Below are 23786 nucleotides of genomic sequence, written 5' to 3'. Positions count from 1 at the left end.
CTCTGAGTTCTTTTAAACGTCTTTTGATTGACGCTGGTGATCTTGTGAAGTTGATATCGATCGACGACTGTTGAGCAACCAACCTAGAAGTCCCAGCGCAATCAGGATCAAGCAAAAGGCGATTAGGTAGCTAAAATGCATGCCGAAGACAAACCACTGTGGGTGTTGCTGTGGGTAACTGGTTAGTCGTTTTCCAGCTTTAAGACTAATTCCCACATAAAGCAGTGAGGTGGATAAAGATAGGCCAATGGTCATGCCTAGATTGCGGCCAAGAGCGGCGATTGCTCCAGCAATTCCTTGAAATTCTGGCCCAGCGTTGCCCATAATCATGGGATTGTTTTGGAAGGCGCCATTAGCGATTCCGAAACCGGCTAGTGCCACAATTAACCAGAGAATGGCCCAGCTCGGCTGGATAAAGAGGAAAATTAATTCCGGAATAATAAATAAGAACAACGCGTAAAAGGAGACGCGTTCGGCACCAATGTGATCAGCAATGATGCCGCCGGTTGGGGCACTGATGATGTTTAACAATGGCACGGTCATTAAAATTAATCCAGCGCTAGCTGCCGATAAAGCCAACGTTTCCTGCAAGTAAAACGGCATTAGAACGTTGTTAAAATAGCCAACCATGTAGACTAACATCGCTGAAATGATTCCTAATGAAAAGCCTCGATTGGCAAAGATTTTTAAGCTAATTAAGGGATCAGCCACCCGGTGTTCAATCCCAATAAAGCTAGCAAGCAAGATGCCAGCAATGATAAATAGCGTGAGGACGCCGACTTGATGAAAGCCAACGGCCTGTCCCCAGAAAATAGCGACGAAAAAGGTGATCATCATTGGCGCAAATGTGCCGTACCCCCACCAGTCTACGTGAATTTGCGCTAACTTCAGCGGTGTTTTAGGGAAGATCCGGTGACCGAACCAAAAGGCAATCAGGCCGATTGGTAAATTAACAAAGAAAATCCAATGCCAGTTTGCCAATGAAATGATTAATCCGCCAAGGCCTGGTCCGGCTAAATTACCCACCTGCACGAAGGCACTGTTAATGCCTAATGCGCGACCATGCTGATCAGCTGAAAAGATCTGGGTGATGATGCCAAAATTGGTTGCCATGACCATCGCTGAGCCGAGTGCTTGAATGGCTCGTTCGCCCAACAGGATCGGCAAATTGTGACTTAAGTCACAGCCTAAGGAGCCGGCTAAAAAAATGAGGGTCCCCATTTGAAAGACGGGGATGCGCCCAATTTGATCGGCTAGTTTTCCGAAAAAAATCAATAATGTACAGATGAGGACTAAGTAAACTGAGACAACCCATTCAGCTTCGTTCATTGGTACATTTAAGTCTCGGCTGATATGGGGAATGGCAATGTTGACGATGCTAGCATCGATCGTTGACATAAAGGAAACTGATGAGGTGGCAAGTAATAGCAGCCACCGGGAACGTTGCTGCATAAATAAATCTCCGTAAAAATGGGTGACTGACAATAAAAATCATTGGTCAATGTGGCCGGCATCCTCGTGTCGGCCCAGAACAATCTGGCGAATGTTCGGTGACCGGCGAGCTAAACGAAGGGTATAGGTTGCACTGATGATGCCGGTTAGTGACCAAAGATACCAAGCTGTATGTCCTTGACTAGCAAAGCGAAAGACACTCATAATGTCCGCTAGTATTTCAGCTTTGGCCTGCGCGAAGATCTCGCGCTCGCTCAGTAGATGATGGTTAGCGAGAATTTGTAAACCAAATTGCACCAATAACGCAATCAACCAGCCGATAAGATAGTGCTGACCTCCCCGAACTTTCACCACTTTGCGATAAATCGGTTGTTCTACGCCTTGACTGTCCTTAAAATAAGCCCGTGGTTGATTCACCAACCTAATTTGGGCGTAGCGAGCTTGGTACCAGCCAAGACCAACGCCGATGATCATAATGGCTAATAAACTGAGGAAAGCCAAGGGGCGCCAAGTGAAGGTAGTTAAAAAATTGATCAAACAAAAGATCGGAATGATCACATAGCTTAGGCGACCGACCGGATTATATTCAAATTGATCAAAAATAAAATAGACAAAAACCGCTAAAGAAAGCAGTAACGACGTAGACATGTCCGGATACTCCTTCAGGTAGGTTCAAAAGTAGTTAGTCCTGATCAACGTCGGGACAATTTGACCACTGCTTCGACACGAGCTGTTTGAGGAAACATGTCAATGGATTGAATGTAGTCGACTTGATAGCTGGTCGCTAATGCCACAAGGTCTTTAGCGAGTGTCGATGGATTGCATGAAATGTAAACGAATTTCTTGGGTTGAACTTGCAGGATGGTGTCAATCATTGTCTCGGCCAGACCGGCTCGTGGTGGATCAACCACCAGTGCGTCAGGGCGCCAGCCTTGACTAACCCATTGCGGCAACAAATCTTCGGCAGTGCCGGTAAAGTAAGTTGCATTTTCAATATGATTTAACTGTGCGTTACGATTTGCATCATCGACGGCTTCGCTAATGGTATCCATACCGCGGACTTCACCAACCTGTTCGGCTAAGCTTAAACCGATGGTACCTACCCCAGAGTAAGCATCGACCAAGCGCTGCGCGTGAGTTAAATCAAGTGCTTTGATCGCTTCTTGATATAAGCGCGTGGTTTGATCAGGATTTAGCTGCAAGAAAGCCCGTGGCGATAATTCAAATTGTTTGTCAAGCAACGTCTCAGTAATGTAATCCTGGCCTGCCAATTTGCGTGTTTCATCACCCCAAACGAGGGAGGTCTTGCCGGGATTAATGTTTTGCATGACAGAAACAACTTGCGGCAAACGATCGTGAATTAATGCCAGTAATTGTCGTTTTTTAGGCAGCTTAGGGGTGTTTGTGACCAACGTTACTTGGACTTCACCGGTCGCCTGAGCCGAGCGAGCAATCAATGTTTTAATGATACCTGAACCTTGTTCCTCATTGTAAATGGGTAAATCAAGTGCTTCGAGGATGGCGACGAGACCACGAATCACCGTCAATGTTGCCTCGTTTTGGGTACTAGCTTCGGGCAAATCAACTAAATCATGGGTGCCTTCCTTGTATAAGCCTGCCTCGACGTGGTCGCCAGGTTTTCGTACTTGAAATTGTGCTTTATTGCGGTAGTGGTAAGGATTACTCATGCCGATTGTGGGACGTAGATCATAATTTTTCCAACCGCGAGGACGATATTTTTCCAAAGCTTGAGTAATAACGTCACGTTTAAAAATGAGTTGTTGATCGTAGGATAAATGTTCGAGCTCAAAGCCGCCAACTTCGCCCGCCAGTTTGTCGACTGGGGGCACACGATGAGGACTTGAGGTCCTAATTTGACGAACTTTGGCTTTTAAGAAATGGTTTGAAACTTGGGTTACCTCGACAACAACCACTTCGTCAGGAAGCGCCCCGGGAACAAAGGTAATCTTATGCTTGTAGTATCCGATGCCTTCACCATTGATACCTAAGCGCTTGATAGTGAGTGGAAAACGTTGGCCAATCGTTACTGAAACAGGGGTTGATGGTGTTGAACGATGCGGTGAACGTGATGCTGATCGAAAGTTGGTTGTTTTATTATTGTTCATGCTTTTCTCCGGGTAGTGTGGAACAGGGACAAATTAATCTTCACAATCATAGCATTTTTAGTCAGTGAAAGGGCAGCCAACGCTAACGGAATTGATCATATAAATCTTGGTGATCCTAGGCACAATGACCGGACATTGTTCCCTCAGTAAGTTATGATTTAAGTATAGAATGATTCTTATTTAAAGGAGCAGCTGATGGAAGATTTATTAACGTTAGAAAAGATTGCTTATCGAATTGATGAGCAAACGATTGTGAGTGACATCGATCTGAGCATTGCGCAGGGTAAACGCATGACCATTGTGGGGCCCTCCGGTTCAGGGAAAAGCACCGTCTTACAACTGATTGCGCGGATGATCACCGCAACTAGTGGCACGATGACTTTTGCCGGACAGGATGCCTTTTCTTATGAGCCAACCGCTTATCGGCGACGGGTTTCTTACTGTTTTCAACAGCCGACTTTGTTTGGCTCGACGGTGGCGGATAATTTGAATTTTCCGTTTGACATTCGGGACCAATCAGTTGATTCAAAACGTCAGTTAGATTTACTAGATCAGGTCAATTTACCAACGAGTTACTTAGATCATGAGATCACTGAGCTATCTGGTGGGGAGCGACAGCGAGTGGCCTTAATTCGTAACCTAATTTTTCCACCAGATATCCTGTTGCTTGATGAAGTCACAACCGGTTTAGACGCAGATAATAAAGCAATTGTGCATGAGTTGATCGATCATTTTCAACAGCGAGGCGGTACCGTGATTGCCGTCACTCACGATGACAGTGAAATCGCTCAAGCCGATGTTCTTTATCGAATTGAAAAAGGGCACCACGTCCAGGAGGCTACTCATGCATAACAGTGTTAATGTGAATAATTTGAGCTTGGCATTTGCAGCAGGTTTGGTGTTAGTTGCGTTATTTATTGGCTGGCGTCAAAAGTTGGGCGTTAATCGTGACATGATTATTGGGGTTGTTCGCGCCATTGTGCAGCTCACGATTGTTGGGTTTGTCCTCAAATATATTTTTGCGGTAAATAATGTGCTGTTGACGTTGGCCATGATCTTAGTCATTATTTTTAACGCGGCTTATAATGCCCGAAAACGTGGTCAAGGAATTCCACATCTTTTTTGGTCGTCATTTTGGTCCATTTTAATTAGTACTAGTGTGACTCTAAGTGGGCTAGTCTTATCAGGTGCGATAAAGTTTGTTCCCTCGCAGATGATTCCAATTTCTGGGATGATTGCCAGCAATTCAATGGTCGCAATTGGGTTATGTTATCGTAATATGCTTAGCCTGTTTCGGGATCAGCGACAACAGGTCTTAGAACGAATTGCGTTAGGTGCCACACCGCATGATTCAGCAATTTCAATCGTCCGTGAATGTATTCGAACCGGGATGCAACCGACGATTGATGCGTCAAAGACATATGGGATTGTGAGTCTACCAGGCATGATGTCAGGATTGATTTTTGCTGGCGTTGATCCGGTCTACGCGATTAAATATCAAATTATGGTCGTGTTTATGTTGTTGTCGGCAACAAGTCTAGGCTCGGTCAGCGCGTCATACATTGCTTATCGTCGCTTCTTCAATCAGGACCAACAATTGGTTATGGAAACTGAAGCCAAGCGATCTCAATCATAATGCTGGGCTAGGCGCAGACAACAAGCAGGTGTAACTCGACAAAGCAAATCAGAGTGGAACCAGCTGGGTGGTGTCGAGCACTAGCTGAGGTTGACTGGTTGGCGACTTTTGCCAATTAGGCGGCCTGGGCTAGGCACAGACAACAAGCAGGTGTAACTCGACAAACAGTCCCTATTCCCCAAACCAGGCTTGGGGAATAGGGACTGTTTTATGTAGACTTTAATATGGTCGTGTCACCGTGTAATCGTTTAGTGTGCTTCCAAAACTAACGATCCGACAACGGTGAGCATGCTGATTAATAAATCACTGGCATCACCCACGGCACCAGTTTGATAGCGACGCTCATTATTTGAAAAATGGGCATTCTCTGGCGTTTTAAGGGTGCCAATCGAAGTTTCTAAATTAAAACGGTAACTTAAAGTTCGTGGGACTTGCAGCCGCACCGAGCCGGCGGAGGATTCGGCCGTGATATTGCCATCGACAGTGGTAAAGGCCAGTTTGGCAGAGCCACTAGTGACATTGAAGCGACCACTGCCATGTGCATCAATCAAGCGTAATGCGCCTGCATCACAATGAACATTGTAGTGACCATAGGTAGTCGTTAGCGCAACGTTGCCGGTTACCGCGTTGATAGTGGTGTCGGTTGAAGTCAATTGTTCACCATTGATTGCACCACTGACCGAGTCAATTAGTAAACTACGCGTCTTCACTTGGCTCAGTGCGATGCTACCACTGGTAGACGTGATTGCCAAGTGCCGCAACTGTAGTAAGTTAACCAATTTGATGGTCCCACTGACCGAGTTGATTTCTAAGCGTTCGTGGTAGGTGCTGGGCACTTCAATCTCGATTCGAATATGTAGCTTGTCCTTAGCAGGGCGATCACCCGCACGAATGATTAACGTGCTAGCTGTTTGATCAACTTTAGCATAGTACTGGGCCTCATCGAGGAGCATGTACTCACGTACGATCAGGTCTGGTCGGTCAGTTGATTGAATGACAATGGTTGCAGCTGAATAATTGATGGCCAAGTGGTCAATGTCTTTTAAAGATCGTGAAAAGGCATTGACCAGCGTTGGCTTGCGCGCATCTACGCCGATTTCAATTGCCACATGGCCCGGCTCATTGTGCTTGTGATGAATAAAAAAACGTCCCCAAGAGGTCAGATCCATTGCTAAAAATCTCCTATCAAATAAACATCAAGTTGTGCGTATCGTAGCATTGCCATAGGTGGATGTGAAGCTTGGAATTCAATTTTTCGGGGATGTTAGCAAAGATTTACAATTCATTGGTAATGACAAATGTGTTGGCGATAATTAAACAACCTCACCCAGTGATTCCATTCGAATCACTGGGTGAGGTTGTTATTGTTTATTGATGAAGTGCGGCCAGGATATTGGTCAACTCTTGCTTGCGCAATTTTCGGGGGATAAATGTACCAAATTCATCTTCATTAAAGCCGACTTGAAGAATTCGGCGTTGGTCATCAAAAGCGATCGGCCAGCGAAGCATTTTCGGATGATTAGCGATCACTGTAATCATCTGTTTAAGGGATAAGTTAGCCAAATCTAAGCGTTGGCTTAATTGATCCATGGCCATTGACCGAGGTGCTAGTAGTTCGTCACAACCAGCTTCACTAGCTGCTAAAAATTGACGGACAGTCGAGGTTGTTAATTTTTCCCGTGATTTAACGGTTTTATTTTCAGTCGTATCAATTGGATGCTCAATGAAGGGAACCGCTTTGTCGGTTAACCATTTAATGGCGCGGCGGCATGAAGTTGATGAACCAATCGTATAAATGTGTAGCATAGCGGCAGTCCTCCTTGCGCAGCGAATCATTACGATTTGACGCTGCGTCGACGTTAATTACTGTCAGTTTTTGTATGTCTTTCTGATGATTACTATAAGTTATTTTATATTTTGTGTCAATCAAATTTCTGGTTTTCATATAACTAAAACCTATGAAATGTTCCTGAAAGCGAACAGCGACAGGGGATTAACTAATTTGATTTTTTTTGAAAAAGTTATTCCCATTTATCGCTTTCATAATTATTAACGAATGCGAAAATAAGGATAACGAGCTTAGTGGATTCTTAAATGCGAACAACCACGGTTCCACATGGCTTTGTGCTAAACTAACGATATGAAATTGAATGAAACCCAAGCAGTAACGAGTCGAATGCAACGACATTCACAGTTAAAGAAAACCACAATTAAGCCGGCAGTCACGGTCAAACTCAAGCGACCACATCGTTTGTTGAGTGGCCTGATCGGTTTGATTTTTATCGTAAGTTTAGTTGGACGACTGACAGTCTTAAACGGTTCATTTATGGTGCGGGCTGTGCAAAATCCGGTGGTGATTAGTCAGGCTCAACAGCAGTTGCAGACCCAAATGACGGCGAATCATTTACCAACTGGTCTGATTTCTAACCAATTGATCCGGACAGTGTTAACCACAGGTGTTGAAGAGACCTATGCTGGTAGTGCGCTAAATTTTGATGTGCCGGCTGTTAAGCGTGCCATTCAAGACGACTTAAATCAGCAAATGGCTACCGTGGGGTTGTCGGGTGGTAGTGGATCAGCTGTGACAAGTGTGATCAGCGGTCCAGTTTTGACCACATTTAGCCAATCGATTCAGACTGATCAGCTGAATGATTTTGCCGATCACATTCGTCAAAACCAATTGCTCGCAGATGTGGTGATTGCGGTGAGTGGTCTTGGCTGGGGTGGATTAATGGTCAATAATCATCGTCGGCGCCAGTTACGTCGATTAGCAGCGCAAAGTGATAGATAGGGAGGCCAGTATATGGCAATCGAAATAACGACTTTACCAGGTTGTCCATTTTGTGAGAAGACAGAACTCATTGTTGAAAATGACTATGCCAAAGCCTTTTGGGATATTCATCCGGTTAATCCAGGTCATACCCTAATTGTGCCTAAACGCCACGTTAGCGATTGGTGGGGCGTGCTACCAGAAGAAAAAGTCGCGATCGATGATCTTGTGATGCAGATGAAGGCTATTTTAGATGAGAAGTATCACCCAGATGCTTATAACATCGGCATGAACTTGGGTGCGGACGCGGGGCAAACGGTCTTTCACGCGCATGTACATCTGATTCCACGATATTTTGGTGACATGCGTGTGCCTGAAGGTGGCGTTCGTAACCTAATTCCGCGAAAACTTAAATAGATCGTGACCGATTTCGACAGCTTAGATACTGGTTAAGATGGAAAGACGGGGTTTGACGATGAAAATTGGATTTATTGGCACCGGCGTTATGGGGTCGGCAATTGCTGAACATTTATTAGCGGCCGGACACCAACTGACGGTCTTTAATCGAACTAAAGCTAAAGCACAATCTTTGCTTGAACAGGGAGCATCGTGGGCTGCAACGCCGCGAGACGTGGTCGCCAATAGTGAAATTATTTTTTCGATGGTGGGTTATCCACAAGATGTTGAGGCAATTTATTTTGGTGCTGATGGCGTTTTCGAAGGCGTTCAGCCGGGTCAAATTGTGGTTGACATGACCACGAGTACACCGACGTTAGCCATAAGAATCGCGGCGACTGCTAAGGAACTTCAAGTGGGTGCCCTAGACGCACCGGTTTCGGGCGGTGATGTTGGTGCAAAAAGGGCAACGTTAACGGTGATGGTTGGGGGTGATCAAGCGACTTTTGATCAGGTTATGCCGGTGTTTGATCTGATGGGTCAATCGGTCCATCGCTTCGGTCCTGCAGGCGCTGGGCAGCATGCAAAAATGGCCAATCAGATTATGATTGCTGGCACGATGACCGGCTTAACGGAAATGTTGGTTTATGCAAAAGCGGCTGGTTTATCTTTACCTGATGTTTTAGCTACACTCAGTCATGGTGGAGCTGATAATTGGTCGATGGATACGTATGGACCACGGATTTTAAAGAATGATTACACACCTGGATTTTTTGCTAAGCACTTTTTAAAAGATTTACGGATTGCTTTAAGTGAAGCCGAAAAGCTGCATCTTGACTTACCGGCTACTCAGGTGGCCAAAGCACTTTACGAGCAGTTAGTGGATGATCAACATTTAGGCGACGATGGCACACAAGCACTAGTCAAATTATGGTGGGATCAAGCTGCTGAGTAAACGCAAGAAACTCAGAGCAAAACAAGCTGGGTGGTGTTGAGCACTAGCTGAGGTTGACTGGTTGGCGACTTTTGCCAATTAGGCGACCTGGGCTAGGCGCAGGCAACAGGCTAGTGTAACTCGACAAACAGACTCAGAGCGGAACCAGCTGGGTGGTGTCGAGCATTAGCTGAGGTTGACTGGTTGGCGACTTTTGCCAATTAGGCGACCTGGGCTAGGCGCAGACAACAGGCTGGTGTAGCTCGACAAAAAAACCATTTCCAATCATGTTCGGCGTGATCGCCGATCAACAGGGAGAAATGGTTTTTTTATTTGGTATTAAAGTCGATTGTAGGTTGAAATTGGATTTAGTGGTTCACCAAATGGTTAGATCGCGTGGCGTAAAATGGCCAATGGTGCAGCTGGCGTCGTAACTTGATCAGTGAAAATAAAGATCTCTGTGTCACCGGCGACAGCCTGTTTAAGTAAATCATTGACGGTGCTAGCATCACCAAAGACGGTTAAAGTATCCAAGGTGAGTACTAACGTCGCCACATCATTCACCTTGATTTGGTCGACAATTTCGGTTGGGGTTTGAATGAACTTTTTGGCCCCCTGTGCGTTGGTAATCTCGGTCTGAAGTGCAGCGATACCAGCAGTTGTCAATTTGTCAGCAACTTGTTGGGCTAATTGGGCTAGTTGTGTGCGATCAGCCTGTAAATTAGGATCAATCGTTTGGGTGATTGAAGCACTTAGCGCGCGATTCTTGCTAACTTTACGGAAAGCACCTTGATCTTGTTCATTAGCAACTAAGATGAGTGGCAATTGATCTTGATTAGTGGCTTGCGTCAGAATTTGCTCGTCAACACTGGTAAAGAACGTGGTTGAATTCGCCTTTTCTGCTGCGCTAGCCGCAATGGTGAGAATTGTGTCAAATGTGACTTGGTTAGCATATGTGACACGAACCAAGCGTGCTTGGTGCTTTTGTAGCAAGAGGAGGTCAAAGTCAGACTGTGGTCGATTGTTAATTAGAATTGGCCATAGCAGTGGCTGCGGGTTGATGTATAAACCGGCAGTGATCGCGAAATTTAAGTCGATTTGTTCAATACTGTCAGTGGTGACATAAACTAACAGGCCTTGACTCAAGGTTTCCGAAGTTGGTAAACCATTGGCAAACAACTTGTTCAGTTGAAATTCATAGGCATTCCACAATTTATTCGAATATTCTAGTTCAATGGTCGTTTTAGCCTGATCAATGAGCGAATTAAGCGTCACCGTATCCTGTTCGGGACTGTCTTCGCGAGGATGTAGTGGCAAATAAAGTGAAATAACCGGTCCTTCCACTTTTTCTAAAGTGAGTAAATCCTTGATCTTTTGTTTACGGTCTTTTCTTGACATGAACTATCCCTCCAATTAAATCATTCATTACTACCGACCCATCTGAGGTCTTTGAATAAATTCAGTCTAGGTCAGGGCTTCAAAAAAAGACAATTAACTTCCTCATAGAATGCGGTGAAGTTAATTGCCAATATTCAGAGTGAAACTAGTTTGGTGGCGCTCGACAGATTAATGGTCCTGTTTGAATAAGTCGTTTAGCGTCGCTCGATTCGAGGCGAGCAGTTTTTGTAAGGATAATTGCAGATCAGATTCTTGGATCACACTACTGATCTTATCTAAGGCGTTCATTTCAGCCGCGAAGGTCTTCGCCGAGAGGTTGTGGCTCGCACTGCCACCATGGGTGACATAATGGTAGGTCTGATAAGCATCATACCAGAATGTACGAGCATCGCGAATGAAACTGACGTTAAATAATTGGTCCTCCATGACGGACAGACTCGTATCAAATTGCAGTTGGTTTTCAACGATAATGGCACGTGAATAACACTTGTTCCACAGAAAGCCGCGGATATCGCCACCTGGTTTAATCACATCTTGTAACATCTCACCTTGTGTTAAGTGACGCGAAAGTGGTTTGTTGTTGGTAGCTTTGATTAACAAGCCATCAGAGAAATAGCCACAGCAAGCCAAGTCGGCGTGTCGAGAGATCATATTTTCGACGAAGTGTTCGATATAGTCTGGTTCGCACCAATCATCACTGTCTACGAAGCAGACGTAGGTTCCTTCGGCAACGGCCAAAGCCCGGTTGCGGGCGGCGGAAGCACCTTGGTTGGTTGATTGGTGAAGGACGTGAATTCGCTCATCTAAACTAGCCCAAAAATCACAATAGGCACCAGAATCATCAGGTGAAGCGTCGTCGACCAAGATGATTTCGATAGTTGGGTAAGTTTGTCGACTGAGGCTGGCAATACAGCGATCTAAATAATCAACGGCTTTGTAAACAGGTACGATGATGGACACTAACGGCGACATAGCGAACCTCCCTCAAATGATTTTGATCCTTATTAAAGAATACGCGTCTTCTCGGTGAAACTGAAGTGGGCGCCGGAGATTAAAGATCTTCAAAGAATGTGAAGAGTTGTTCTCGAGTCAGCTGTTTTTTTGCTTCACCCCGTACATCAAAGGTGATTTTGCCGTCATTTAACACAATCAAGCGATTACCGTAGATTAAGGCATCCTCCAGACGATGGGTGATCATTAGGCAAGTGAGCTGGTCGCTGGCAATCCGTTCGTTAGTGGCCTGCATCAATTGTTGCGAGGTTTTGGGATCTAAAGCAGCAGTGTGTTCATCTAACAGCAACAATTCAGGTTTACTTTCCACGGCCATTAAAAAAGAAAGAGCTTGCCGTTGTCCACCGGAAAGATCGCCGGTAGCCGTTGACAATCGATTTTCTAAATTATTATTCATTGTTGCGGCCATTGCTTTGAAATCAGCCAAATGTCGACGTAATTGACGGAAAATTAATCGCCGTCGTTGCCCGCGATGAGCCGCAAGTAATAAATTCTCTGCGACCGTCATCCGAGGGGCGGTGCCTAATTTAGGATCTTGGAAGACACGGGCTAGAAAACGGGTGCGTTGTTCTTCACTTTCGTGTTTGATCGATTTGCCGTGGAGTAAAACGTCACCTTGATCGGCATTTAAATTACCCCCAATAACGTTAAATAGTGTCGACTTACCGGCACCGTTCGCGCCAAGCACAGTAATAAAATCGCCAGGGAAAATGTCCAAATTCAGATCATTAAGGATTTTTGTTTCGTTTGGTGTATGTGAGTTAACAATTGTACTGACGTGTTTTAACTCGAGTAATGGCGTAGTTGGATTAGCTGTCATGGCGGGTACTCCTTTCAACGAGGCGATCAAAGTGAATGAACTTCCGAAAACGCGGCAAGAGTAAGCATAAAGCCAAAATAATAGCAGAAAGCAAGTTCAGGTCGTTGGCCGAGAAGTTTAGCTGTAAGACGATTAATAAGACGAAACGGTAGAGGATACTACCTAGAGTGACGGCAATTAGGCGCTGGGTGAGCGAAAGGTCGCCAAAAGCAACTTCACCAATAATGATGGATGCTAGGGCGATGACGATAATGCCAATACCCATATTGACATCCGCGTAGCCGTTGTTTTGAGCAACTAAAGCGCCACCCATTGCAATCATCCCGTTTGAAATCATTAAGCCCATAATTGTCATCCGATCGGTTTTAATGCCAATCGAACGCGCCATCGTCGGATTATCCCCGGTTGCGATAAAGGCTTGGCCGAGATCGGTGTTTAAGAAGAAGACCAGCAGTAGGGTGGTAACAATAATGACAATCAGACCAACAAAGACAGCTGGGAAATATTGAGGAAGGGCTGTCAAAAAAGGATTCTTAAAGAAGGAGGCTTTTCCTAGTAGACTTAAGTTTGCACTACCCATAATCCGTAAGTTGACCGAATAGGCGGCCGTCATAACTAAAATTCCGGCTAAAAGAATCGGAATTTTACCCTTGGTATACAGTAAACCAGTGATCAGCCCGGCCACCATGCCGACCAGAAAAGCACCTAGTGTAGCGAGTAGCGGATTAACGCCCCGATAAATTAAAGCAACTGCGGTAGCGGCTCCTAGTGGAAACGTACCTTCAACCGTCATGTCGGGAAAATCAAGGATTCGGAAAGTCAGGAAAAGGCCGAGGCCTAAAACAGCCCACAGGAGGCCCTGACCAATTGCGGATGTCATTAAGCTCATTTGTAAAGTTCCCCCTTTTGTTTGGCTTCGTTAATTAATGATTGAGGAATGGTGATGCCCAATTTTTGGGCGGTGGCCAAGTTAATGGTTAGATCACCATGGCGAACAAATTCAATCGGTGTCGTAGCTGGTTTAGCCTTGTGTTTCAAAATTGCGACGGTCATGTCACCAGTTAAGCGACCGAGTTTATATTGGTTGACAGAGTAAGTCGCTAGTCCGCCTTGTTTGACCATCGTATCGACAGCTGGGAAAACCGGAATCTTTTTAGCGTTGGTGTTGGCAACCAGCGTTTGCATCGCGCTGGCCATCGTGTTGTCCGTTGGTACATAAACGGCATCAACTTCATTGACCATTGTTTGTGATACTTGGTTAACATCATTTGTACTTGCGACGGTATAAGCTTTAAGTTCAATGTGTTCTTTTTTACAGAGCGCGGTGAATTGTTTTGCCTGCGCGGTCGCGGAATCATCACTAGAGGTATAAATGATGCCAAGGGTATGCAGATGCGGGGTTAATCGTTTGATCAACCCTAGTTGTTCTTTTAACGGAGCTTGATCAGAGACCCCAGTAATATTGCCACCGGGATGTTCGTTATTAGCGACTAATTTAGCACCTTTAGGATCAGTCACAGCACCTAGGACCAGCGGAATTTTATCAGTTGCGTTGGCCAAGGCTTGGGCGGAAGGGGTTGCAATGCCGATAGCAGCGTTGACATGCTCGTGAACAAAGCGGGCGCTCATTGATTGTAAATTACTCTGATCGCCTTGAGCGTTTTGAAAATCAATGTGGATCGTCTTTCCCGGAATATAACCATGGGTCCTTAAGCTGTCGTCAATGCCGCGATTGATGGTATCAAGAGCTGGATGACTCAAAAGTTGGAGAACGCCGACTGTCGGTATTTTTTGTTTGGTAGCTTGTTGCTTACTACTTTGGAAATACGCTACGCCGAGGAAAATCAGTAAAATGGTGATTAGACCGTACATTCGTTTCATGATTATCTCCCTTAGTTAAAGTTAATGATGAATCTTGGTGTCACGGAAAAAGAAAAAAGACAGCCCGAGTTGCGAGCTGTCTTAAACAAAAAAACACCGAGCCCGCACAGTTTTTGTCCCGTGCACTCGGTGATGAATTCACATCAAAGTCGTCGGCACAGATACAATCGAAGATCTGACTTCAGGATTGCATCCATGCAAGATGGTGATTACGCAACCTGAATTACCGGCTTTGCCAAGTATTTAGTTGAGTATTCGTGAGTTGAACCATCACAACGATCTCCTTTTTTCGGCTGTCTTTATGGCAATAGTGTAGGTGAAGCCTAGGAACGCGTCAAGTATTTTTTGAAAAAAGTGCTTGAGTCACGAAAGTTTAGGGTGACACCAACCCGTCATGAGGTGAGCATAGCAGGTTAAAAATTGATTGAAAACAAATTTGCGTGAAGGGACGAGCAACGTGTATGCTATTTGCAATTAATTCTTATCAGATGAAGGAGCGGTGATCAGTGAAACGGTATCTGGCAGTGGCTGGTTTTGCTTTTTTAGGCGGCGCTAGTCGAGAGGGATTGGAGTTGTTGTGGCCGGTGAGTGGTCATTGGCTGTGGACGACGATGTTGATTAATATTGTTGGCGCATTTTTATTGACAATGGTGAACTTTTGGGCGGCAGAACGCCTGCCATTACCGAGTGAAGTTATCTTAGGGCTTGGTACCGGGTTTGTTGGTGCCTTTACGACATTTTCTAGCTTTTCACTGGAAATGGTTAAATTGCTTTCACGCCACTTCATTGGCAATGCAATGCTTTATGTCACGTTATCATTAGTTGGCGGTTTATGTGCCGCATTTGCTGGGCAAGTATTGGCAAAATGGTTAATGGCGCGGGCACAGCGTGGAGGTGAGTGGTGATGAGCAATGGTTTACTCGTTCTCTTGGCCGGGAGCGGCGCTAGCATTGGCGCAATGGTCCGGTACGCAGTGATGCAAGTCGCACAATTACCGATTAAACAGGCCCGTTTTCCTTGGACAACATTCGGGATTAATCTGTCGGGAAGCTTTCTGTTGGGTCTTCTGATGACGGGATCAATGCCGTTAGCAGCCAAGGTGTTAGTCGGGGCGGGAATCTTAGGAGGCTTTACCACATTCTCTACCATGGTTAACGAGGTGTTATTATTAGAACGTCAGCAGCAGCGTGTCATTGCCGTTTGTTACTTGTTAATGACAGTGCTAGGTGGGGTGGCGTTAGCCTGGCTGGGAACGATAATGGCGTAATTTTATTAAAGAGCGGTATACTTTGACAGCTTCGTAAAGTCTCAATTAAGACCTCAATGAGGACGTAAGGAAATGGTTGAAAGATGAAAATTGCGGTATTAACAGATAGCTCAGCGTATATTAATCAAACGGATTTGGATCAGTATCATATCTATGTCATCAATGATCCGGTTCTCTTTGGTCACCACGTCTACCACGAAAATGTTGATCTTGATGCAGCCAAATTTTATGCGCTACTCAAAACCGAGCATGAAGCACCGACTAGCTCACAGGCTTCTAATGGCGAGGTTCAACGTGTGTTAGATCAAGCAGTCGCTGATGGGTATGACACGGCGATTGTTGTCGGCATGTCCAGCGGTATCTCCGGCTTCATTTCAAATGTGACGAGCTACGCGCCGTCAGTTAAAAACATCGCGGTTCATGTTTGGGACTCCCGGATTGCCTGTGCGGGGGCTGGCAACCAAGTTTTGTTAGCAGCTGCCTTGGCGCAACAGGGCTTATCTGTGGACGAAATATTTGCGCGACTAGCTCAGCTACGTCAAACAACAAAAGTGATGTTCGTCGTGAATGATATGCGCCATCTTATGCGGACTGGTCGTATCTCCAATGGTCAGTCTTTGATTGGGGCCATGCTGCAAATTAAACCAATGTTAGCTTTTACTCCCGAAGGCAAAATTATTGCTGTTGGTCGGGAGCGGCAAATGAAACGAGCTTTTCAAACGATTCAAACGCAATTTCACGAAATTGTTGCCCAAACAGATTATCCGCTACGGGTCAGTATCGTTGACGCCAATAACCCAGACTTAAAAGCGCAATGGCTAGCAACTTCCCAAGCAAACTTTCCTCAGGTGACGTTTGAAAGTGGCATTATTGGGCCAATAATCGGGGTTCATACGGGTGAAAAAGCAATGGGGTTCATTTATGCACGAGACTGGCGAACATTATTGTAATTAACGGAGGCTCAATGAGCGAATCAGAACATGTCGATCAACCGATAGTTCGGCCAACAAGTTTAGTTTCTAGCCAAATTATTAATGGCGAAAAAGTCGGCTATGCAATACGTGAAGATCCGCGCAATGAAGCCGATACTGGTTGGCGGTTTTTCGCCACAACTGATCGAGATCCGCTAGCGACTCCCTTAGAGGAGCTGCCATTTAATTTCGTGGTCCTGTTACAACCAACCATCTGGGCAATTCGCGAACAGCCCGTGGGAAGTGTCTTAACGTGGCGCGAGCATGCTCAGCAGTGGTGGAATGTCACACTGGATCAACGAGTGAATTAATAAAAAGGTGAGCGAATGTGGCTGATAAAAATCTATGTGCGGGGATTACCTGCTTTGCTGGTGCTAGTGGCCCTGTTTGCCATGCAGAGTCGTGGGTTTCAAACGGTGTGGTCCTGGTCATGGTTGGATACGCTTTGCGTGATTAACTTTGGCTGTTTTTTCCCCTTTGTGGCAAAACGGCTTCATTTCACCGGTCAAAATCAGCCATCCTACACCGCACGGGCTTTGGATCGCCATGATCTCGATCAGCGAAAACAACGTGACCAAGCGAGTGATCATGATCGTTATGGTTATAAAACTAAGGCGCGGATGGATGTTCAAAGCCGTGATGATGCTGTCTTTTGGGGCGCCAATTTTGTGTTATTTGTGGTGGAAATTCTTTTAGCACCATTACTTTTCGTGGGTTGCTTACTGTGGCAAACCTGGTTCCGTAGGCGTTGATAACCAAGATGGTGGGAGGAACCAGGCGAGATAAACTTTGTCTCAATCATGCGTCGAAGCCTGCCAATTTCATTCAATATAAATAGCACTGCTTCCCAATTTTTACGGGAAACAGTGCTATTTTTGTTGGTAAACCGGTGTTATGACATAGCTCCGGTTAAATTTAGCCATCAAAAGTTGTTTAACGGCCGTGTTCTTCAGCCCATTTACCATGACGAATACTAACAACCATGTATAGGACCATCGCGATCGTGACCGATCTTGCTAAGAAACGCCCACCTTTACTGCGGGTGTTAAAGTTGTAGCCAAAACCAAATCGACGGGGAACAAATAATTTATGATAATCACGTTCAACAGGTTTCATAATAAAACCCTCCTTATTCGATACGTTACTTGCGTCGTTGACTTACTTGGCCCGTTCCAAAATCTTAATCAAATTGCCTTCGTAATCGTTAACGAAAATGGCTTGTAGGTCATCTTCTGGTGTCGGACCAGCGACAATGGGAACATAATAGTTTTGCAGGTGGTTAATTAAATCGTTGATTCGATCACGGGCGCGTAAAATCAGATCGGGATGATCGAGGTCAACGTGAGTGTCGTGAGCAGGGACTTGACGAAAAATTACGTTTTTACCAGCGACTGACACGGTTTCTAAACCGTTTGTTAAAACCGCGTCAGGCAAGTCAAATACCTCATGATAAAAGCGCCAGGCGCGCTGTGGATCGGTTACCGAGATTTCATAAGTATTGATGGTGCGAACATTCATTGGCCACCGCCCCTTTCACTAACTTAATTTAAGTGTAGCACAGGTTTTGGCAAAACCTGACTAATGAGCTTTGCTTACACGCTTTCTTAATGGGATTGAACGCTTTTTTATTCAGGCTTCAAAGCTGCCTTGTTTACGTTCGGTGTTTTGCTCTCAGCCATAGGTCTATGTTATATTAGTAGGCACGATTAATGGAACAAGACTGGGTAATTAAAGACTTAATTAAGCACTCGTTATTAACCGGTATGGGCGTGTTTCTCCTACCGGTTTTTCATTTAAGGCCCAGCATGACGGAGAAAAAGAGAGTAACTAACACATGAGTTTGCTAGAAGTTTCAAATTTATCAATGAGTTTTGCTGATAAAAATTTATATGAAGATGCGAGTTTTCAATTAGAAAAAGGGGAGCATCTAGGGATTGTCGGCCAAAACGGCGCTGGCAAATCGACGCTAATTAAAATTCTAACCGGGACTATTTTGCCGGTCACCGGCAGTATTAAATGGCAGAAAAATTTACGCATTGGCTATTTGGATCAATATGCGGATATTCCAGCAGGGATGACCTTGATTCAATTTTTGCACACCGCCTTTGCTGAGATGTACGCGATTAATGACCGCATGCAGGGCTATTATGCTGATTATGCGACGTCAATGGACGATCAATTGTTGGAAAAGGCCGGGCGCTTGCAAGATGAATTGGCAGCCCGGAATTTTTATGAGGTTGAAACAGAAATTGAACGGGTGATCACCGGACTAGGCTTGAACGAGATTGGTAAAGATCACGTGGTCTCAGAAATGTCGGGTGGGCAGCGATCAAAGATTATCTTGGCTAAATTATTGCTCGAAAATCCAGATGTGATTTTGCTGGATGAACCGACCAATTATTTAGACGTCGCCCATATTCAATGGCTCGAAGACTATTTAAATGGCTATGAGGGCGCTGCCATGATTATTTCCCATGATTATGAGTTCCTTGAAGCCGTCACAAATGCAATTTGTGATGTTTCATTTGGTCAAATCACCAAATATCGGGGTAGCTTTAAAAAGGCAATGAAGCAAAAGGAAGAGAAGCGAGAATTTCAAGAAAAGGCTTATGAGAAACAGCGAGTCGTGATTGAGAAAAATGAACGCTTGATTTCAAAGTTCAAAGCCGGCTCGCATGCTAACTTAGCCAAGTCGCGAGAAAAGATGCTCAACCGGATGGACCGCATTGATCCACCGGCTGACAATTTACGTGCTCGCTTTGATTTTCCATACCTAGACACTGGTTCGCAGAATGCGCTAGTGGTCCGTAAACTGTCGGTTGGCTATGAACACCCGCTGTTAGCTCCGGTGACATTTACCCTTGGTACTGCTCAAAAGATTGCCTTTGCTGGATTTAACGGTGTCGGGAAATCAACGCTGATTAAATCAATTTTGGGGATGCTCAAACCATTAAGTGGTGAGGCCGAGTTTTCACCGTCTGCGAAAGTGAACTACTTTAGCCAAGACTTGGTGTGGGACGATGATTCAAAGACACCATTGCAGACGATTCAGGATCAATTTCCAACCATGCTACCGAAGACGATTCGGACAAAGCTGGGCGCTGCTGGGATTAATGCCGCTAACGTCATGAAACCGATGAATTTATTATCTGGTGGGGAACAAACCAAGGTTAAGTTAGCCATTATGGAATTAACGCCGGCTAACTTTTTAATTATGGATGAACCGACCAACCATCTAGATGATGAGACCAAGGCGGCCTTGAGTGACGCTTTGCGACGTTTTCGTGGTAACTTGATTATGGTTAGTCATGAAGCTGGTTTTTATGATGCGTGGATTGATGAAACCTTAAACGTGGAGAAACTTAGCTTAAGAAAATAAGCATAATCGGCTTGCATAGTGATGACTAGTAAAGATTGATGAGGGAAAGTTGATGCCAGATTTAACTGAAGTGCGAGATCAGACCTTGTCATTAGACCAGGTAGAGGCAAATACACGCTATTTTAACTGCCAATTTACCGTGTCAAACTTACCGATTCGCCTGATGGATGTGATTTTCGAACGCTGTCACTTTGAACAAAGTAACTTTGATGAAGCTGAATTAGTCCACGTGCGGCTGGATCATGTTCAATTAGCAAATACGGCCTGGCGCCAAACGCGCTGGTACGATTGTCAGGTGCGCAATGTTCAATTGGCAGGCGGTGACTTCAGCGGGGCGGTATTCAAGCAAACGCGGTTTACGGCTAGTAAGCTAACTTACGCAAATTTCAGTGAAGCCCAGTTAACGAGTAGTCAATTCGCGGATTGTGAGTTAAGTGAAAGTGTGTTTCAAGCCGTAACGATCAAACAAGGCTTGCCATTTAATGGTTCACGATTGACTAACGCTGACTTTACGGAGACGCGGTTAGCAGGAATCGATTGGCACAACGCGGAGTTTGAAACTTTACTGGTGAGTGCTGATTTAATTAAGGGCCTGATTGTCAACGAATTTCAGGCAGCGCAGTTGATCGGTTTATTTGGCGTAGAAATTCAATCTTAAATGTTCCAAAATAAGCTGGTAACACGAAGAAACCTCGATCAGAGTTTGGATAACGCCCACTCTGACCGAGGTTTTTTGTTTGTCGAGCTGCACCAGCCTATTGTCTGCGCCTAGCCCAGGTCGCCTAATTGGCAAAAATCGCCAACCAGACAACCTCAGCTAGTGCTCGACACCACCCGGTTGGTTGCGCTCTGAGCTGTTTGTCGAGCTGCACCAGCCTGATCCTTGCGCTTAACCTGCCAGCAACAATTGGCAGAAAGCGCCAATCATTGCTGACTAGTTAATGCTCAGGATCACCCAGCTGGTTGCGCTCTGATTTTTTTAGATTATGGTCGCTTAGACGGCCGAAAATCCAGAACTTGTAAGCTAATGACGAGAATTAGAATCGCGCCACTTAACATAAGAATGCCTAAGCGATCATCATGTTGGGCAATTAGGAGTCGAACCATGGCAGTGATACCCACGTAAATAAAGTTATGTAAAGGAATCTTATGACCAACGCGAAAGTAATCAACAACTAATGAAATCAATTCGAAGTACAAGAAAAATGCGAGGACGACTTCAGCTACGCTAGCAAACGTCGCTGCTGTTTCATGAGTGGTCACTAATAGAGCTAAGTAGTAGAGTTCCCGAAACATGAAAATTGTCAGTAGCAGGGCAATGAGCAGCATACCACAGCTAAGCGCAAATTCGATGATACGAATGATGCGTTTATCGAACATGATCGTCACCTCCACTAATATTTAAAAGTCCTTTACTTAGGAGTGTATCGATATCAGTTAATTAAAACAAGTGAGGTGCTGGCGCCATCGACGGCAACTTTTGAATAGAGAGAGCTTAGACGCTTAGTTGATTAAGTTTTTACATATTGTGGCGATCGCCCAACCGCAACTTTTTATGAACCGGTGCGGCATTTGCGCAAGTCTATTAGCCTGCAAGTCCATTACCCAAAGTGACTTTCGTTTCTGTGATAAACTTGCTATACTGAATAAAGTTTTTAATCAATTTTTAATTTGATCAGAGAAGGGGTTTTCTAATGACTGTAAAACAGCACAATGTTCAGTTAGCCGGCGGTGCTAGTAGCGCTGATGAAGGCACGGCCGCGGTTAAAGACGATCTATACTTAGGCGTCAATGGGGAATGGCTGAAGACAGCCAAAATTCCTGCCGACAAGCCGACCACTGGTGGGTTCGCCGATTTGGCCGACCAAATTGAAAAAACCTTGATGACTGATTTTGATGCGATGTTAAATGGCGAGGTGGCGCCTAACAACGTATTGTTAGCCAACTTCATCAGTTACTATCGCCTAGCTAGCGATTATGAAACCCGTGAAAAACTTGGCTTTTCACCGCTCCAGCCTTTAATTGAGCAGGTCCAAGCGTTGCAAAATTATCAAGATTTACAGCAACAGCTGGTTGCGTTTTTGCGTGATGGAATTGGCGACCCATTTCCAATTGGTGTCAGTCCAGATATGAAGGACACCAAGCACAATGCGTTGTATGTCGAAGCACCATCACTGATTTTACCGGACACAACTTATTATGAAGCAGGCAATGAGGCTGGCCCTAAATTACTTGAGGTCTTCCAGGTGATGATGAGTAAGCTGTTTAAATTGGCAGGCTTTGATGAAGCGACAACTAAGACGACCCTGGACCAAGCGTTAGCTTTAGATGCGAAGATGGCCGCTCATGAAAAGAGTAGCGAAGAAAAGGCTGATTATCCGAAAATGTACAACCCACAATCACTGACTGACTTTGCTCAATCCAGTTCTGTGATCGATCTGAAAGCGTATATTGACGAAGCCTTGGCGGGTCGGGTAGACCGTGTTATTGTGACCGATCCCAAGTATTATGCCGCCGTAGACGACATTATTAGCGCCGACAATTTTGCTGAGGTGAAGAGTTGGCTGTTGGTCAACGTTGTCTTTAACTGGACAGGTTACTTGACGGATGATGCACGGGTCATTCATGGCGAATTTCAGCGAGCACTATCTGGTAGCAAGTCGGCTTTTAGTCCCCAAAAGGGGGCCTATTACCTCGCTTATCGTCGATTTAATATGGTTGTCGGGGATTATTATGCGCGAAAATACTTTGGCGCACGGGCCAAAGCAGATGTTGCCGAGATGGTCCACCGGATGATCGCTGTCTATAAACAGCGTTTGGCGACTAACGATTGGCTGAGCGAGGCGACGCGACAACAAGCCATCGTTAAGTTAGATACCTTGATTCCAAACGTCGGTTATCCCGATAAAATTAGCCCACTGTACGCTAAATTGGTGGTGACACCAGCCAGTGATGGTGGAACGCTATTTGATAATGCATTGAAATTCAGTCGACTGGCAACGCAGGATAATTTTGATCAAATTGACCAACCTGTTGATCGAACGATGTGGGCCGACATGGACCCGGCTACCGTTAACGCTTACTACGATCCGTCGAACAATATCATTGTTTTTCCAGCGGCAATCTTGCAGGCACCGTTTTATAGTTTGTCTCAGACCAGTGCGGAAAATTTTGGTGGGATTGGGGCGGTCATGGCCCATGAGATCTCGCATGCCTTTGATAACAATGGTGCGCAATTTGACGAATACGGCAATATGCACGATTGGTGGACTGAAGCCGATTTGAAACATTTTCAGGGCTTGACGCAAGCCATGATCGATGAATTTGATGGTCTACCATTTGCTGGCGGTCACGTTAACGGTAAGCTGGTTGTTTCTGAAAATGTGGCTGACCAGGGTGGACTGAGTTGTGCGTTAGAGGCGGCTAAAGCTGACACCGATTTTGACGCCGTCGCGTTCTTTACAAATTGGGCCAAAGTCTGGTGCATGAAAGCTAGCGAGGCTTATGAGCAATTGCTCTTGAATATTGATGTGCATGCGCCACACAAATTGCGGGCTAATGTACAGGCACAAAATTTAGCTGATTTCTATACTGCTTTTGACGTGCATGAGGGTGATGGCATGTGGTTAGCGCCAGCAGATCGCGTCCAAATCTGGTAAGTGACTAGCTGGCGATGACAAACAATTGTTGTCATGGAGCAGACATGCTAATCTGAATGCAGTGAATGAGTAAACTGGAGGAATTA

At 45.2% G+C, this 23786-nt stretch carries 26 protein-coding genes; 13 read left to right on the top strand and 13 right to left on the bottom strand.

From position 1 onward, the window contains the following. Positions 1 to 12: 12 nt before the first annotated feature. From AC27FN_RS04255 to rlmD, 3 genes are read right to left on the bottom strand one after another with little or no spacing between them, the layout of a single operon-like run. Positions 13 to 1452 carry an MFS transporter gene (locus tag AC27FN_RS04255; RefSeq protein ID WP_487166768.1) on the bottom strand — a complete coding sequence of 480 codons (1440 nt, stop codon included), beginning with the start codon at positions 1450 to 1452 and terminating at the stop codon, positions 13 to 15. A gap of 39 nt (positions 1453 to 1491) precedes the next feature. Continuing rightward, positions 1492 to 2100, bottom strand: coding sequence for a hypothetical protein (locus tag AC27FN_RS04250; protein ID WP_487166767.1), 609 nt, complete (start codon positions 2098 to 2100; stop codon positions 1492 to 1494). A gap of 44 nt (positions 2101 to 2144) precedes the next feature. After that, a complete protein-coding gene (gene rlmD, locus AC27FN_RS04245) occupies positions 2145 to 3578 on the bottom strand; it encodes a 23S rRNA (uracil(1939)-C(5))-methyltransferase RlmD (RefSeq protein WP_487166766.1) in 1434 nt (477 codons plus the stop codon). Between the two features lie 195 nt (positions 3579 to 3773). Here rlmD and AC27FN_RS04240 point away from each other — a divergent pair, with 195 nt between their 5' ends. Beyond that, a complete protein-coding gene (locus AC27FN_RS04240) occupies positions 3774 to 4430 on the top strand; it encodes an ABC transporter ATP-binding protein (RefSeq protein ID WP_487166765.1) in 657 nt (218 codons plus the stop codon). Further along, a complete protein-coding gene (locus tag AC27FN_RS04235; RefSeq protein ID WP_487166764.1) occupies positions 4423 to 5214 on the top strand; it encodes an ABC transporter permease in 792 nt (263 codons plus the stop codon). Before AC27FN_RS04240 ends, AC27FN_RS04235 begins: the two co-directional genes overlap by 8 nt. A gap of 248 nt (positions 5215 to 5462) precedes the next feature. Here AC27FN_RS04235 and AC27FN_RS04230 read toward each other — a convergent pair whose 3' ends face one another. Next, positions 5463 to 6383, bottom strand: a complete 921-nt coding sequence (locus AC27FN_RS04230) for a DUF4097 family beta strand repeat-containing protein (protein ID WP_487166763.1) — start codon at positions 6381 to 6383, stop codon at positions 5463 to 5465. A 199-nt stretch (positions 6384 to 6582) separates the two neighbouring features. Beyond that, positions 6583 to 7020, bottom strand: coding sequence for an ArsC/Spx/MgsR family protein (locus AC27FN_RS04225; RefSeq protein ID WP_487166762.1), 438 nt, complete (start codon positions 7018 to 7020; stop codon positions 6583 to 6585). A gap of 370 nt (positions 7021 to 7390) precedes the next feature. On the opposite strand from AC27FN_RS04225, the gene AC27FN_RS04220 reads away from it, so the two are divergent. Genes AC27FN_RS04220 through AC27FN_RS04210 form a run of 3 tightly spaced genes read left to right on the top strand, consistent with a single transcriptional unit; the run spans position 7391 to position 9335 of the window. Next, positions 7391 to 8005: a hypothetical protein gene (locus AC27FN_RS04220; RefSeq protein ID WP_487166761.1), complete on the top strand. Its 615-nt coding sequence runs from the start codon at positions 7391 to 7393 to the stop codon at positions 8003 to 8005. A 12-nt stretch (positions 8006 to 8017) separates the two neighbouring features. Further along, positions 8018 to 8401, top strand: a complete 384-nt coding sequence (locus AC27FN_RS04215; RefSeq protein WP_487166760.1) for an HIT family protein — start codon at positions 8018 to 8020, stop codon at positions 8399 to 8401. A gap of 58 nt (positions 8402 to 8459) precedes the next feature. Next, a complete protein-coding gene (locus AC27FN_RS04210) occupies positions 8460 to 9335 on the top strand; it encodes an NAD(P)-dependent oxidoreductase (RefSeq protein ID WP_487166759.1) in 876 nt (291 codons plus the stop codon). Between the two features lie 366 nt (positions 9336 to 9701). On the opposite strand, the gene AC27FN_RS04205 is transcribed toward AC27FN_RS04210, so the two are convergent. From AC27FN_RS04205 to trpX, 5 genes are all read right to left on the bottom strand, one after another. Beyond that, positions 9702 to 10712 (bottom strand): baeRF3 domain-containing protein, encoded by a 1011-nt coding sequence (locus AC27FN_RS04205; protein ID WP_487166758.1) that lies wholly within the window; start codon positions 10710 to 10712, stop codon positions 9702 to 9704. 168 nt (positions 10713 to 10880) lie between these two features. After that, positions 10881 to 11684 carry a glycosyltransferase family 2 protein gene (locus AC27FN_RS04200; RefSeq protein ID WP_487166757.1) on the bottom strand — a complete coding sequence of 268 codons (804 nt, stop codon included), beginning with the start codon at positions 11682 to 11684 and terminating at the stop codon, positions 10881 to 10883. A 79-nt stretch (positions 11685 to 11763) separates the two neighbouring features. Then, positions 11764 to 12543: an ABC transporter ATP-binding protein gene (locus AC27FN_RS04195; protein ID WP_487166756.1), complete on the bottom strand. Its 780-nt coding sequence runs from the start codon at positions 12541 to 12543 to the stop codon at positions 11764 to 11766. Then, positions 12533 to 13432: an ABC transporter permease gene (locus tag AC27FN_RS04190; protein ID WP_487166755.1), complete on the bottom strand. Its 900-nt coding sequence runs from the start codon at positions 13430 to 13432 to the stop codon at positions 12533 to 12535. Before AC27FN_RS04190 ends, AC27FN_RS04195 begins: the two co-directional genes overlap by 11 nt. Continuing rightward, positions 13429 to 14424: a tryptophan ABC transporter substrate-binding protein gene (trpX, locus tag AC27FN_RS04185; RefSeq protein ID WP_487166754.1), complete on the bottom strand. Its 996-nt coding sequence runs from the start codon at positions 14422 to 14424 to the stop codon at positions 13429 to 13431. Before trpX ends, AC27FN_RS04190 begins: the two co-directional genes overlap by 4 nt. A 506-nt stretch (positions 14425 to 14930) precedes the next feature. Between trpX and AC27FN_RS04180 the strand changes: the two genes are divergently transcribed. The 5 genes from AC27FN_RS04180 to AC27FN_RS04160 all read left to right on the top strand — a co-directional run bounded on the left by AC27FN_RS04180 (position 14931) and on the right by AC27FN_RS04160 (position 17414). Continuing rightward, positions 14931 to 15329: a fluoride efflux transporter FluC gene (locus AC27FN_RS04180; protein WP_487166753.1), complete on the top strand. Its 399-nt coding sequence runs from the start codon at positions 14931 to 14933 to the stop codon at positions 15327 to 15329. Further along, complete coding sequence (locus AC27FN_RS04175; protein ID WP_487166752.1) at positions 15329 to 15691, top strand: fluoride efflux transporter FluC; 363 nt, start codon at positions 15329 to 15331, stop codon at positions 15689 to 15691. The genes AC27FN_RS04180 and AC27FN_RS04175 overlap by 1 nt, the downstream gene beginning before the upstream one ends. An 83-nt stretch (positions 15692 to 15774) precedes the next feature. After that, positions 15775 to 16641, top strand: coding sequence for a DegV family protein (locus AC27FN_RS04170; RefSeq protein ID WP_487166751.1), 867 nt, complete (start codon positions 15775 to 15777; stop codon positions 16639 to 16641). Between the two features lie 14 nt (positions 16642 to 16655). Further along, entirely contained in the window at positions 16656 to 16973 is a 318-nt protein-coding gene (locus AC27FN_RS04165; protein ID WP_487166750.1) for an immunity protein Imm33 domain-containing protein, read from the top strand. A 15-nt stretch (positions 16974 to 16988) separates the two neighbouring features. Beyond that, on the top strand, positions 16989 to 17414 hold the full coding sequence (locus AC27FN_RS04160; RefSeq protein WP_487166749.1) for a hypothetical protein: 426 nt from the start codon (positions 16989 to 16991) through the stop codon (positions 17412 to 17414). 181 nt (positions 17415 to 17595) lie between these two features. On the opposite strand, the gene AC27FN_RS04155 is transcribed toward AC27FN_RS04160, so the two are convergent. Together AC27FN_RS04155 and AC27FN_RS04150 are read right to left on the bottom strand one after the other, a co-directional pair. Beyond that, the gene (locus AC27FN_RS04155; protein WP_407883116.1) at positions 17596 to 17778 is read right to left on the bottom strand and encodes a hypothetical protein; all 183 of its coding nucleotides are present in this window, start codon (positions 17776 to 17778) and stop codon (positions 17596 to 17598) included. A gap of 42 nt (positions 17779 to 17820) precedes the next feature. Beyond that, positions 17821 to 18180 carry a VOC family protein gene (locus tag AC27FN_RS04150; RefSeq protein WP_407883118.1) on the bottom strand — a complete coding sequence of 120 codons (360 nt, stop codon included), beginning with the start codon at positions 18178 to 18180 and terminating at the stop codon, positions 17821 to 17823. Between the two features lie 316 nt (positions 18181 to 18496). Between AC27FN_RS04150 and AC27FN_RS04145 the strand changes: the two genes are divergently transcribed. Both AC27FN_RS04145 and AC27FN_RS04140 read left to right on the top strand, forming a co-directional pair. Then, positions 18497 to 20041: an ABC-F family ATP-binding cassette domain-containing protein gene (locus AC27FN_RS04145; protein WP_487166748.1), complete on the top strand. Its 1545-nt coding sequence runs from the start codon at positions 18497 to 18499 to the stop codon at positions 20039 to 20041. Between the two features lie 52 nt (positions 20042 to 20093). After that, positions 20094 to 20699: a pentapeptide repeat-containing protein gene (locus AC27FN_RS04140; RefSeq protein WP_487166747.1), complete on the top strand. Its 606-nt coding sequence runs from the start codon at positions 20094 to 20096 to the stop codon at positions 20697 to 20699. A 326-nt stretch (positions 20700 to 21025) separates the two neighbouring features. Here the strand turns inward: AC27FN_RS04140 and AC27FN_RS04135 are convergent, their stop codons facing one another. Further along, positions 21026 to 21421: a phosphate-starvation-inducible protein PsiE gene (locus tag AC27FN_RS04135; RefSeq protein WP_407883123.1), complete on the bottom strand. Its 396-nt coding sequence runs from the start codon at positions 21419 to 21421 to the stop codon at positions 21026 to 21028. A 314-nt stretch (positions 21422 to 21735) separates the two neighbouring features. Here AC27FN_RS04135 and AC27FN_RS04130 point away from each other — a divergent pair, with 314 nt between their 5' ends. Continuing rightward, a complete protein-coding gene (locus AC27FN_RS04130) occupies positions 21736 to 23700 on the top strand; it encodes a M13 family metallopeptidase (RefSeq protein ID WP_487166746.1) in 1965 nt (654 codons plus the stop codon). Positions 23701 to 23786 lie beyond the last annotated feature (86 nt).

Source organism: Furfurilactobacillus sp. W61-4 (assembly GCF_057545565.1).
This window is presented reverse-complemented; position numbering and strand designations above follow the sequence as displayed.

What these genes read in the sequence shown, in the direction of transcription:
- AC27FN_RS04250 (WP_487166767.1), bottom strand. Translation starts at nt 2,100, where the DNA reads ATGTCTACGTCGTTACTGCTTTCTTTAGCGGTTTTTGTCTATTTTATT.
- trpX (WP_487166754.1), bottom strand. Translation starts at nt 14,424, where the DNA reads ATGAAACGAATGTACGGTCTAATCACCATTTTACTGATTTTCCTCGGC.
- AC27FN_RS04200 (WP_487166757.1), bottom strand. Translation starts at nt 11,684, where the DNA reads ATGTCGCCGTTAGTGTCCATCATCGTACCTGTTTACAAAGCCGTTGAT.
- AC27FN_RS04190 (WP_487166755.1), bottom strand. Translation starts at nt 13,432, where the DNA reads ATGAGCTTAATGACATCCGCAATTGGTCAGGGCCTCCTGTGGGCTGTT.
- AC27FN_RS04235 (WP_487166764.1), top strand. Translation starts at nt 4,423, where the DNA reads ATGCATAACAGTGTTAATGTGAATAATTTGAGCTTGGCATTTGCAGCA.
- AC27FN_RS04240 (WP_487166765.1), top strand. Translation starts at nt 3,774, where the DNA reads ATGGAAGATTTATTAACGTTAGAAAAGATTGCTTATCGAATTGATGAG.
- AC27FN_RS04220 (WP_487166761.1), top strand. Translation starts at nt 7,391, where the DNA reads ATGCAACGACATTCACAGTTAAAGAAAACCACAATTAAGCCGGCAGTC.
- AC27FN_RS04160 (WP_487166749.1), top strand. Translation starts at nt 16,989, where the DNA reads ATGTGGCTGATAAAAATCTATGTGCGGGGATTACCTGCTTTGCTGGTG.
- AC27FN_RS04210 (WP_487166759.1), top strand. Translation starts at nt 8,460, where the DNA reads ATGAAAATTGGATTTATTGGCACCGGCGTTATGGGGTCGGCAATTGCT.
- AC27FN_RS04165 (WP_487166750.1), top strand. Translation starts at nt 16,656, where the DNA reads ATGAGCGAATCAGAACATGTCGATCAACCGATAGTTCGGCCAACAAGT.
- AC27FN_RS04135 (WP_407883123.1), bottom strand. Translation starts at nt 21,421, where the DNA reads ATGTTCGATAAACGCATCATTCGTATCATCGAATTTGCGCTTAGCTGT.
- AC27FN_RS04175 (WP_487166752.1), top strand. Translation starts at nt 15,329, where the DNA reads ATGAGCAATGGTTTACTCGTTCTCTTGGCCGGGAGCGGCGCTAGCATT.
- AC27FN_RS04205 (WP_487166758.1), bottom strand. Translation starts at nt 10,712, where the DNA reads ATGTCAAGAAAAGACCGTAAACAAAAGATCAAGGATTTACTCACTTTA.
- AC27FN_RS04255 (WP_487166768.1), bottom strand. Translation starts at nt 1,452, where the DNA reads ATGCAGCAACGTTCCCGGTGGCTGCTATTACTTGCCACCTCATCAGTT.
- AC27FN_RS04140 (WP_487166747.1), top strand. Translation starts at nt 20,094, where the DNA reads ATGCCAGATTTAACTGAAGTGCGAGATCAGACCTTGTCATTAGACCAG.
- AC27FN_RS04225 (WP_487166762.1), bottom strand. Translation starts at nt 7,020, where the DNA reads ATGCTACACATTTATACGATTGGTTCATCAACTTCATGCCGCCGCGCC.
- AC27FN_RS04230 (WP_487166763.1), bottom strand. Translation starts at nt 6,383, where the DNA reads ATGGATCTGACCTCTTGGGGACGTTTTTTTATTCATCACAAGCACAAT.
- AC27FN_RS04170 (WP_487166751.1), top strand. Translation starts at nt 15,775, where the DNA reads ATGAAAATTGCGGTATTAACAGATAGCTCAGCGTATATTAATCAAACG.
- AC27FN_RS04150 (WP_407883118.1), bottom strand. Translation starts at nt 18,180, where the DNA reads ATGAATGTTCGCACCATCAATACTTATGAAATCTCGGTAACCGATCCA.
- AC27FN_RS04215 (WP_487166760.1), top strand. Translation starts at nt 8,018, where the DNA reads ATGGCAATCGAAATAACGACTTTACCAGGTTGTCCATTTTGTGAGAAG.
- AC27FN_RS04155 (WP_407883116.1), bottom strand. Translation starts at nt 17,778, where the DNA reads ATGAAACCTGTTGAACGTGATTATCATAAATTATTTGTTCCCCGTCGA.
- AC27FN_RS04145 (WP_487166748.1), top strand. Translation starts at nt 18,497, where the DNA reads ATGAGTTTGCTAGAAGTTTCAAATTTATCAATGAGTTTTGCTGATAAA.
- rlmD (WP_487166766.1), bottom strand. Translation starts at nt 3,578, where the DNA reads ATGAACAATAATAAAACAACCAACTTTCGATCAGCATCACGTTCACCG.
- AC27FN_RS04195 (WP_487166756.1), bottom strand. Translation starts at nt 12,543, where the DNA reads ATGACAGCTAATCCAACTACGCCATTACTCGAGTTAAAACACGTCAGT.
- AC27FN_RS04130 (WP_487166746.1), top strand. Translation starts at nt 21,736, where the DNA reads ATGACTGTAAAACAGCACAATGTTCAGTTAGCCGGCGGTGCTAGTAGC.